Raw genomic sequence first — 10,018 nt, forward strand, 5'->3', positions numbered from 1 at the left:
ACGTGAGGGCGGAGGCAGGCGGGTCAGGGCCTGCGGCCCCGCGCCGCGCGGCGCCGGCGCGACGCGACCGCCAGGTCATGCAGGACGTCGGCCGTGGTCTCCCACCCCATGCAGGCGTCGGTGATGCTCTGGCCGAACACGGCCTCCTCGGCTCCCGGTTCCTGGCGTCCGGGCACCAGGAAGCCTTCGAGCATCACCCCGCGGATGTCGGTGTCCCCGGCCGCGACCTGATCGCCGATCTCCCGCGCGACCACCGCCTGCCGCACGTGGTCCTTGCCGCTGTTGCCGTGGCTGGCGTCGATGACCACACCGGTCGGCAGCGCGGCCGCGGCCAGCAACCGGGCCGCCTCGCGCACGTCCTCGGGGCGGTAGTTGGGCCGGCCAGTGGCGCCCCGCAGCACCACATGGCAGTCGGGGTTGCCGCTGGTGCGGACGACGGCCGCCCTGCCGTCCCGGCCGAGGCCCAAGTAGGCATGGGGCCGGGCGGCCGACCGGACGGCGTCCACGGCCACCGACAGCGACCCGCCGCTGCCGTTCTTCATACCGACGGGCATCGGCAGGCCGCTGGCCAGCTGCCGGTGCACCTGGCTCTCCACGGTCCGCGCGCCGATGGCGCCCCAGGAGATCAGGTCGGCCAGGTACGCCGGAGCGGCTGGGCTGAGCCACTCCGTCGCGATGGGCAGCCCCAGTTCGGCAATCTCCAGCATGAGCGCCCGGGACGCGCGCAGCCCCCGGTCGAGGTCCAGGGTGCCGTCGAGCGCCGGGTCACACAGCAGTCCGGTCCACCCCACCGTGGTGCGCGGCTTCTCGACGTACACCCGCATCACCACGGCCAGGTCCTCGGCCAGACCGACGGCCAGCTCGCGCAGGGACTTCGCATAGCTCAGCGCGGCGTCCACGTCGTGGACGGAGCACGGCCCGACCACGACGAGCAGCCGGTCGTCCAGGCCGCTCAGCACGCGCTGCGTCATCACCCGGCCGGCACCGACGGACCGGGCGGCCGGCACGGTGAGCGGCAGCTCGCCCAAGAGTTCACCGGGCGTACAGGTCCCTCGCGCACGGCCGTGCCCGCCGATACCAGCCGCCGATAATGCTCCGGCTGCGGAATCGGTTTTCTCTTCGGTCAGCGTGTCAAGAGTTTGCATCGTTCCTCAATTCGGTCTCCTCAGCGCACCGTTCGTGCGTCGGCGACGAATTACCCGGACGGGCTCGCGGAATCCACCAGCGTCCGGCGGACACGACCATCACCGTGCCGCAGTCCGGGCACGGGCCGCCACCTGTGGCGCGTGCAGCAAGTTGTTCTGCATTTAGCTGCACAGCGAATGCGCGGCAGCGCGGAACAACGCCCCCGATCAGGGACGGCCGGACCGGAAAAGAGGAGAGGAATGAGGAGAACGGCAACGGATCGAAGCCGGAGTTACGGTGTGATGACCAGGGCGGAAAAGATGTCACCGATGGCCGGGCGGCCTGGCCACACCGGCTTGCGAGTCCGTCGGCGACGGCCGTCCCACCCCAGGCCGCCAGAAGTCGGACGTCGTCACGAGGTCGATGACGACCTTACGCCGGCGCGGTGTGACCGGCCGGACGCCGGCGGGGTGCGGAGTGCCCCGGCACACCGGCGGCCCCTCGCCCGCCTGCCCGGTTATCCTGCCTCGTTCGCACCGGCAGGGAGGTCCCACAGCATGAGCAGCACCGCGTCCCCGTTCCCCGAGCGGCTCCGGCTCACGGGGGAGGGCCTCGTCCTGCGGGACTGGACGGAGGCGGACGTGCCGGCGATGCCGGCGCTGTTCGACCACCCCGACATCGCGTACTGGACCCCGATCGTCTCCCCGTTCGACGAGGAGGCCGCGTGGGCCCGCCTGGACCGGGACCGGCGGCTGCGCGCGGAGGGCACGGCCATCCTGCTCGCCGTCACCGTCGACGGTGACGCGCCCCTCGGCGAGGTGATGCTGCGACGCGCCCCCGAGGGCACGGAACTCGGCTACGCGATCGGCCCCGCGCACCGCGGCCAGGCCCTGGCGGTCCGGGCGGTGCGCGTCATGACGGCGTACGCCTTCGAGGAGCTGGGCGCGGACCGGGTCGTCCTGGAACTGGAGGCGGAGAACGCGGCGAGCGTCGCGGTCGCCACCCGGGCGGGCTTCCGTCTCCTGGACGTCCCGCTGATCACGGGCGAGGAGAAGGGCCGGCCGTTCGCCCTGCAGACGTGGGGACTGGACCGCGGCTGAGGGAGGGGAGAGGGAGGGGACCCGACAGGGCGCCGCAGGCGCGCGACGCCCGGTCCAGCAGGGGCTCTGCGGTCGGTCCAGCGGGCCCGCGACGGTCAGTCCAGGCAGAACTCGTTGCCCTCGACGTCCTGCATCAGCAGGCACGACTCGTTGTCCTCGTCAGCCGGCATGAGGTGTACGCGGGTGGCGCCGAGGGCGACCAGACGGGCGCACTCGGCCTCCAGCGCGGCCACGCGCTCCTCGCCGACCAGGCCCGTGCCGACCCGCACGTCGAGGTGCACCCGGTTCTTGACGACCTTCCCCTCGGGCACGCGCTGGAAGTACAGCCGCGGGCCGACCCCCTGGGGGTCACTGCACGCGAACCACGCACCTCGCTGCTCCGGCGGCAGCGAGGCGTTGTACTCGTCCCAGGTGGCGAACTCCTGCGGCGGCGACGGTGCGACGTATCCCAGGACCTCGCACCAGAAGCGGCCGACGCGCTCCGGCTCCGCACAGTCGAAGGTGACCTGAACCTTCTTGATCGTTGCCATGCGGTCACCGTAGCAGGGGCGTTGGGGCGGGCCGCTCTCCTTTTCCGGGCCTCCGCAGGCCGTGCGCGGGGACCGGAAGACCTCCGGGCGCACGGGCGTTGTCGCGGGTATGAGGATCGGTGAGGCGTCCCGGGTCAGCGGCGTGAGTGCCAGGTCGTTGCGGTACTACGAGGACGAGGGACTGATCGTCCCGGGGCGCTGCGGCAACGGGTACCGCGACTACTGCCGCTCCACCCTCGACCGCGTCCGCGTCATCCGCTCCCTGCTGGAGTCCGGGCTGCCCCTGCGGCTGGTCCGGGAGGTCCTGCCCCACCTGGCGGTCGATCAACCGGGCGCGGTGTGCGCGGAGTTCGTGCGAGAGGTGGAACGCTACCGCGACGGACTCGCCACCCGCATCGCCGGACTCGAGGAGCAGCGGGCGGCCCTCGACGCCTTCCTGCGCGAGGCGCGGGGGAGCGTGACGTGACCGTCGAGGAGCCGTCGGCGGACCCGACTTGACCTTCACGCGGGTGTCAGGGTCCTACGGTGCGGCCCATGAGGAGCGACGAGGGGCGGCGGCAGGCCGCCGAGCAGACGGTACGGGCCCTGGTCCAGCACTCGCACCGGGGCCCGCAGGACCTGGCCCTGACGACCGGCCACCCCCGGCCCACGGCGGGACCCGGCGAGTACCTGGTCCGGGTGGGCGCCGCGGGCGTCAACTTCGCGGACGTGATGCAGAGTCACGGCACCTACGGGTCGGGTCCGCGGGCGCCGTACGTGGCGGGCTTCGAAGCCGCCGGCGAGATCGTGGGCGTGGGCCCGGGCGTCGATGGCGCCCTGCCGCCCGGCACCCACGTCGTCGGGACCGGGCCGGGTGCCTTCGCGCAGTACATGACGATGCCGGCCGAGGGCGTGCTCCCCGTTCCCGCCGGCTGGAGCGACGCCGCGGCGCTCGGCCTCGTGCTCAACTGGGCCACCGCACTGGCCGCGTTGAAGCCGCTGGGCGAGGTGCGCGCCGGGGACGTGGTGCTGGTCCACGCGGCGGCCGGCGGCGTGGGACAGGCCGCTGTCCGCCTCGCCCTGCACTACGGCGCACGCGTGATCGCCACCGCGTCGACGGCCAAGCACGACACGGTCAGGGCGCTCGGTGCCGACGAGGTGCTGGACAGTGCGCGGCCCGACCTGGCCGAGGAGATCAGGCGCCGGACCGGCGGCGTCGACCTGGTCCTCGAGTCGGTGGGTCGCGCCACGTTCCCGGTCAGCCTGGCGGTCACGAAGCCGTTCACCGGGCGCGTGGTGGTGTTCGGCGCCGCGTCCGGTGACGTCACCCTCAGCACACACGACCTGGTCTTCACGCACCAGGTGCAGATCAAGGGCCTGCACATCGGGGCGCTGGCGACGGCGGCACCCGCCCTGTACCGGTCCCTGCTCGACGACCTCACCCAGCTCATCGCCCGGGGCGTCTACCCGCCCGGCACCCCCCGGGTCCACCCGCTGGCCGAGGGGCCGCAGGTGCTCGCGCGACTCGCGGCGGGCCGCACCCGCGGCAAGCACGCCCTCGATCCCTGGAGCTGAGAAACCCCGACGGTATCGGGTGAACCGGGCGAGGTGCCGGGTATCCGCCAGAATGAGGGGCCGCGATGCCCCGGCCACGGCCATCGCGCCCGCCGCAGCCGGAACCACGGTTAGGGTGAGGCTGACCGAGCACGAGAGGAGGACTGGTGGACCTTCGCCTGATCGACCGCAGTGACGACCTCGTCGTCGCCGCCCTGCCCGACGACGTCGACCTGTTCACCAGCTCCGACGTCCGCGCGGCCGGGGAACGCCTGCTGGACGAGGGCTGCCGCTACCTGGTCCTCGACGTCTCACCGGACCTCTTCATCGACTCCAGCGGCATCACCGTGCTCCTGACCTTCTGGCACCGCCTGAACGACGTCGGGGGCGCGCTGGTGATGGCGGTTCCCGACGAGCACCTGCGCTGGCGTCTGAACATCCTGGGCCTCGACTCGGTCCTGCTGATCACCGTCTCCCTCGACGAAGCCGTCACCCGGGCCCGCCGACTCCGCGACACCCCGCACCGGTCGAGCGGCCCCGCACAGCGCCCGACGGACGCGGAAAGCGCCTGACGGACGCGGAAAGCGCTCGGCGGACGCGGAAAGCGCTCGGCGCGCAAGGGAAACACCTGACGCGCAAGAGAAACACCTGACGCGCAAGGGAAACACCTGACGCGCAAGGGAAACACCTGACGCGCACACGGGAAGGCCCTGGCCGCGCCCGCGTTCGCGCCCGACGCGCACGGCGCCGAACGGCGCAGGGCCGTGTCGCGCCACCCCGGACGGCACCGCCCCAGCCACTACGGTCGGGTCATGCAACGGACGTCGTCCCTCGCCCTGGCGCCGCCGGCCGGCGGCGCCCGACACGCCTCGTGGCTGGAGTTGTTCTTCGACCTCGTGGCGGTCGCCGGCGTCGCCCAGCTCGCCCGGCTGCTGCAGGGCGAGACCGACGCGCACGACGTGGCCGTGTACGCCGTCCTCTTCGTCGCCTTCTGGACGGCGTGGATCTCCAACACGCTGTACGGCGACGTCGCCGCCGAGAAGACCAGGACCCGCACGCTGCTGCTCGGGATGTTCGGGCTGACGGTCATGGCCGCCGCGGTGCACGGCGTGCGCGACGGCGAGCACGCCCGGGCGTTCGCCCTGGCCTACGTGATCGCCCGGCTCTTCGCCGACAGGGTCTGGCAGCAGCGGCACCAGCGGGTGGAGGGCTGGCCCGCCGCCCGCCTCACCCTCGGGGTGGCCCCCTGGATCGCCTCGCTGTGGGCCGTCGAGGAGTCCGTGCGCCTGTGGCTGTGGACCGTGGGCCTGCTGCTGGACCTCGCGATCACGCTGGCGGCCCCCGCCGGCAGGACGATCCGGCGCCGGGTTCCCCAGCCCCCGCACCGACCGCCCCGGCGCGACCACGGGTCCGGGTCGCCGGTTCCCGTGACGACCGCCCGCCTCGACAGCGAGCACCTCGCCGAACGGCTCGGCCTGTTCGTCCTCATCGTCCTCGGTGAGGGGGTCTACCAGCTCGTCGAGGCGGCCTCCGACACACCCTGGGACCGGGACCTGCACCTCACCGCTCCCGCGGCCTTCCTCACCCTCACCCTGCTGTGGTCGCTGTGCCTGCGCCGCGGGCACGGCGGCGTCCCCTTCCTGCCCCCCGACGATCCGGTCTCCGCCCCTGTCCTGGCCCTGCACTGCTGCACCGCGGCCGCCCTGGCGGCGCTGGCCGCCGGCCTGGGGGGTGTCGTCGCCGACCTCGACGGACCGCTGCACGAACAGAGCAGCTGGGTCATGGCGGCCGGCGCGGGCGCGTACGTCGTCATCGCCGCCTCGGTACGGGCCCGTACGGTGCCCCGGGCGGGGAGGTGGCTGCTGGTCGGCGTGCTGCCCGCGTCGGTCCTGTGCGCCGTGGTGGCCGTCACCGCCGACTCCGAGTCGCCCGTCCGCCAGGTCTGGCTGATCACCGCGGCCGTCGCCTGGCTGTCCGCGGCGGAGCTGCTCCTGAGACGCGGCCCGGGTCCCGGCCGGCGTGGGTGACGGCGCGCCGGGGCGTGATGGGCGTGGTGGTCCGGGTCAGGCGGCGCTCTTCTTGCGTCGGGTGCCACCACGGGCGAGGGCGTCCACGAGCTGGTCGCGGCTCATCTTCGACCGGCCGGCGACGTTCTGCTCGGTGGCGCGTTCGTACAGCTCCGCCTTGCTGAGCTCGCGCAGCTCGCTCTTGGTCCCGGGAGTGCGCTCACGCGCCCGCGCCGAGGCGGCACCGGCCTTGCCGGGCGGGGCCTGGCGGCGGGCGGGGGTCTGGCCCGACGCCTTCTTCTTCGCGCCGGACGACGCGCGGCCGGCCTTGCGCCCGCCGCTCTTCGCGCCCGCTTCGCGGACCGATGGCCCTTCGCCGCTCCCGCCGCTCTCGCCGCTCCGTGCGCGCTCGGCCCGGTCGGACCGGTCGGCCCGTCCGGCACGGCCCGACCGAGCGGATGCGAGGCTGCCCTCGAGGACCTTCATCAGGTCGACGACGTCGGTGGCCTGCGGCGGCTCCTCGCCGCCGGTGATCTCCTGCCCGTCCGCCTTGGCCCGGACCAGCTCGCGCACCTTCTCCTGGTAGGTGTCCCGGTAGCGGCGGGGCTCCCAGTCGGTGCTCAGGGCGTCGACGAGCTGGAGCGCCATGTCCATCTGCTTGCCGCGTCCGGCCCGCGACGAGGGCAGCTCGGGCAGCTCCTCGCCCGGGTCGCGCACCTCGTCCGCCCAGTGCAGCGTCTGCAGCACCAGCACCGAGTCCTCGGCGCGCAGGGCGGTCAGGTACTGCTTGTTGCGCATGACGAAGGTGGCGATGCCGACCTTGTCCGCCTCGGCCAGCGCGGCCCGCAGCAGCTCGTAGACCTCGGTGTACTCCTTGCCGCGCGGCGCGATGTAGTACGTGCGGTCGAAGTACACCGGCTCGATGCGGTCGAGGTCGACGAAATCGCTGATGTCGATGGTCTTCGAGCGGCCCGGGGCGATCTCGTCCAGCTCGTCGGGCTCGACCACGACGTACTGGCCGTCGTCGATCTCGTAGCCCTTGACGATGTCCTTGGAGTCGACCTCGTCGCCGGTGCGTTCGTTGACCCGCTTGTTGCGGACGCGGTCCGACGTGCCGCGCTGGAGCTGGTGGAAGTGGACCGCGTGATCCTGGGTGGCGGTGTAGAGGCCGACGGGCACGGTGACGAGTCCGAACGTGATGACACCAGTCCAGATCGCCCGAGCCATGCCGCCGCTCCGTCCTGTCCGCCCGCACCGGCCGCGGGTCTGCCGTACCCGCCCCGCAGCGGGCGCGGGTGCCCTGCGTCTTACCACCACGCTCGCACCCCCGCCGCACCACCGCGCGCCGGGCCGCCCGAACGGTGGTCGGGGCGTGACCGGCCGCACGGTGGTGGGGCGTGGCCGACGGCGTCCTCGCACGGACACGAGGAGCACCTCGACGGCGTTCGATGATGCCGAGGTCGACGTCGGTGCCGTAGGCGGCGACGCGGCGGGCCTGGAGGCCGACGCGCTGAGATCACGGATGTGAGGCCGCGCGGGTCCGGGGTCCCGTCCGGTCGGCCGGCGCGGTCACGGGGTCGTCAGCCGCCCGTCGAGGAGCCGGCGGCGCAGCAGGTGCGGAGCACGGTGGACGAGCCAGGCGGTGGCCAGGCCGATGACGGCGCCGGCCGCGACGTCGCTGGGGTAGTGGGCGCCGCTCTGCACCCGCTCGACGGCGACCGCTGCCGCCGGCACCGCGCACAGGGCGCCGGCCAGCGGCCACGCCGGTGCGACGGCCGCGGTGAACGCCACGGCGGCCGCGGTGTGCCCGGACGGGAAGGACGAGGAGTCCGGGCGGTCCTGGACCTCGTCGTGCGGGATCCACTCCTCGGGCGGCCGGCGCCGGCCGGTCACCTGCTTGCACACGCCGTTGGACACCAACTGCGCCACCACGACCGCGGCGACGCCCACGGCCGCTGCCCTGCGACCCCGCCGGCCGCCCCGCCATGCCATCACGCCGGCCGCTGCGCACCACAACTTCGTGCTCTCCGCGGCCTCCTCGACCGCCGACAGCACCTTGCCCACCCCCGGCGGAACACGGTGAGCAGCCTTCTTGGTCAGGGTCCGGTCGGTGTCGCGCACCTGGTCCAACAGCCTCATGCACTGCCGGTACCCCCGGTCGACGGCTCACACCACCCTCGGTGCGTCAGCCGTCCCGGTCCTCGGTGCGGCGGGTGGTCGCTCTGCACGACGGCATCCCGCGCAGGGGAGCCGCAGCCGCCAAAGGGGTAATCCGTGGCGGAACACCGCGCGGATTGGTCTGCGATCTTTTTTCACCTGATCAGGTCCGCGACCAATCCGCCGCGCGGGCAGAACCGGATTCCCGGCGTGAGGGACGAAGAGAAGGATCAGCGAGTACGGCCGGGCCGGCCGCGCGCGGCGCTGGGTGCGCTCAGCGGGGTGCTGGCGGGCTTCGCCGCACTGGCGGTGGCCGAGTCGGTGGCCGCCGGGGTGCGTCCGCAGTCCGGTCCGGTCATCGCGGTGGGCGGGGCGTCCATCGACGCGACGCCCGCCGCGGTCAAGGACTGGGCGATCCGCCACTTCGGCACCGACGACAAGCTCGTCCTGCAACTCGGCATCCTCGCCGTGCTGACGGCGCTGGCTCTGGCGTCGGGTGTGCTGGCGGTGCGGTACCGGCGGGTCGGAGCCGCCGGGGTCCTTCTCTTCGGAGCCATCGGGGCGGCAGCCGCCGTCACCCGGCCGGACTCCACAGGCCTCGCCGACGCGCTGCCCTCCGTCGTGGGCGCCCTGGCGGGAGCGCTGCTCCTGTACGCGCTGGTGGGGCGCCTGACCGCGGTGAGGCCGCCGCAGGCGTCGGCAGCCGACTCCGCCACGGGAACGGAAGACGGTCCCTCCGTCCCCGCGGGCTGGGACCGGCGAGGATTCGTCCTCGCTGCCGCGTCAGCCGCGGCGGCCTCCGCCGCGGTGGGCACGGTCGGCCGGTCCCTGAACACCTCACGCGGCCAGGACGCGATCGCGTCCCGCCAGCAGATCATGCTGCCGTCGCCCGGGTCACCGGCACAGCCGGTCCCCAGGAGGGCCGGGCTCCGCACCCCTGGGATCAGCCCCTTCGTCACCCCCAACTCGGAGTTCTACCGGGTGGACACCGCACTGGTGGTGCCGAAGGTGGACGCCACCGCCTGGCGGCTGCGGATCCACGGCAAGGGCGTGCGACGCCCCGGCACCTACTCCTTCGACGACCTGCTGCGCAGGGAGCTGATCGAGCGGGACATCACCCTCACGTGCGTCTCCAACGAGGTCGGCGGCCCGTACGTGGGCAACGCCCGGTGGATCGGCGTACGGCTGGCCGACCTGCTCGCCGAATGCGGAGTGAAAGCTCCGTCGCGGGGCGGGCCAGCGGATCAACTGGTGTCCAGGTCGGTGGACGGCATGACGATCGGCAGCCCGGTCGAGGACGTCATGGACGGCCGCGATGCCCTGCTGGCGCTCGGCATGAACGGTGAGCCGCTGCCCTTCGACCACGGGTTCCCGGTCCGCATGGTCGTCCCCGGCCTGTACGGGTTCGTCTCGGCCTGCAAGTGGATCAAGGACATCGAGCTCACCACGTTCGACTCCTACGATCCCTACTGGGTCAAGCGCGGCTGGGCCCGCAAGGCGCCGATCAAAACCGCCTCGCGGATCGACACCCCCAAGCCGTTCGCCCGTCCCGAGGCGGGCCCGGTGA

At 73.3% G+C, this 10,018-nt stretch carries 10 protein-coding genes; 6 read left to right on the forward strand and 4 right to left on the reverse strand.

What is annotated here, in order from left to right:
• Nucleotides 1–23 precede the first annotated feature (23 nt).
• Nucleotides 24–1,145: a 3-deoxy-7-phosphoheptulonate synthase gene (locus E4U92_RS16295; RefSeq protein ID WP_137301081.1), complete on the reverse strand. Its 1,122-nt coding sequence runs from the start codon at nucleotides 1,143–1,145 to the stop codon at nucleotides 24–26.
• A 537-nt stretch (nucleotides 1,146–1,682) separates the two neighbouring features.
• Between E4U92_RS16295 and E4U92_RS16300 the strand changes: the two genes are divergently transcribed.
• Entirely contained in the window at nucleotides 1,683–2,225 is a 543-nt protein-coding gene (locus E4U92_RS16300) for a GNAT family N-acetyltransferase (RefSeq protein WP_137301082.1), read from the forward strand.
• A 95-nt stretch (nucleotides 2,226–2,320) separates the two neighbouring features.
• On the opposite strand, the gene E4U92_RS16305 is transcribed toward E4U92_RS16300, so the two are convergent.
• Complete coding sequence (locus E4U92_RS16305) at nucleotides 2,321–2,755, reverse strand: VOC family protein (protein WP_137301083.1); 435 nt, start codon at nucleotides 2,753–2,755, stop codon at nucleotides 2,321–2,323.
• A gap of 109 nt (nucleotides 2,756–2,864) precedes the next feature.
• On the opposite strand from E4U92_RS16305, the gene E4U92_RS16310 reads away from it, so the two are divergent.
• From E4U92_RS16310 to E4U92_RS16325, 4 genes are all read left to right on the forward strand, one after another.
• Complete coding sequence (locus tag E4U92_RS16310; RefSeq protein WP_137301084.1) at nucleotides 2,865–3,221, forward strand: MerR family transcriptional regulator; 357 nt, start codon at nucleotides 2,865–2,867, stop codon at nucleotides 3,219–3,221.
• Nucleotides 3,222–3,289: 68 nt separating this feature from the next.
• A complete protein-coding gene (locus tag E4U92_RS16315; protein ID WP_137301085.1) occupies nucleotides 3,290–4,309 on the forward strand; it encodes an NADPH:quinone oxidoreductase family protein in 1,020 nt (339 codons plus the stop codon).
• A 146-nt stretch (nucleotides 4,310–4,455) separates the two neighbouring features.
• Complete coding sequence (locus E4U92_RS16320; RefSeq protein WP_168371828.1) at nucleotides 4,456–4,860, forward strand: STAS domain-containing protein; 405 nt, start codon at nucleotides 4,456–4,458, stop codon at nucleotides 4,858–4,860.
• A gap of 240 nt (nucleotides 4,861–5,100) precedes the next feature.
• Nucleotides 5,101–6,315, forward strand: coding sequence for a low temperature requirement protein A (locus E4U92_RS16325; protein ID WP_137301087.1), 1,215 nt, complete (start codon nucleotides 5,101–5,103; stop codon nucleotides 6,313–6,315).
• 36 nt (nucleotides 6,316–6,351) lie between these two features.
• Here the strand turns inward: E4U92_RS16325 and ku are convergent, their stop codons facing one another.
• Nucleotides 6,352–7,521 (reverse strand): non-homologous end joining protein Ku, encoded by a 1,170-nt coding sequence (gene ku, locus E4U92_RS16330; RefSeq protein ID WP_137301088.1) that lies wholly within the window; start codon nucleotides 7,519–7,521, stop codon nucleotides 6,352–6,354.
• Nucleotides 7,522–7,863: 342 nt separating this feature from the next.
• Nucleotides 7,864–8,433: a phosphatase PAP2 family protein gene (locus tag E4U92_RS16335; protein ID WP_137301089.1), complete on the reverse strand. Its 570-nt coding sequence runs from the start codon at nucleotides 8,431–8,433 to the stop codon at nucleotides 7,864–7,866.
• Between the two features lie 228 nt (nucleotides 8,434–8,661).
• On the opposite strand from E4U92_RS16335, the gene E4U92_RS16340 reads away from it, so the two are divergent.
• On the forward strand, nucleotides 8,662–10,018 hold a 1,357-nt coding region (locus tag E4U92_RS16340; RefSeq protein WP_241681778.1), incomplete at its 3' end, for a molybdopterin-dependent oxidoreductase.

Origin of the sequence: Streptomyces galbus, assembly GCF_005280195.1 — a bacterium.
GTDB lineage: Bacteria > Actinomycetota > Actinomycetes > Streptomycetales > Streptomycetaceae > Streptomyces > Streptomyces galbus.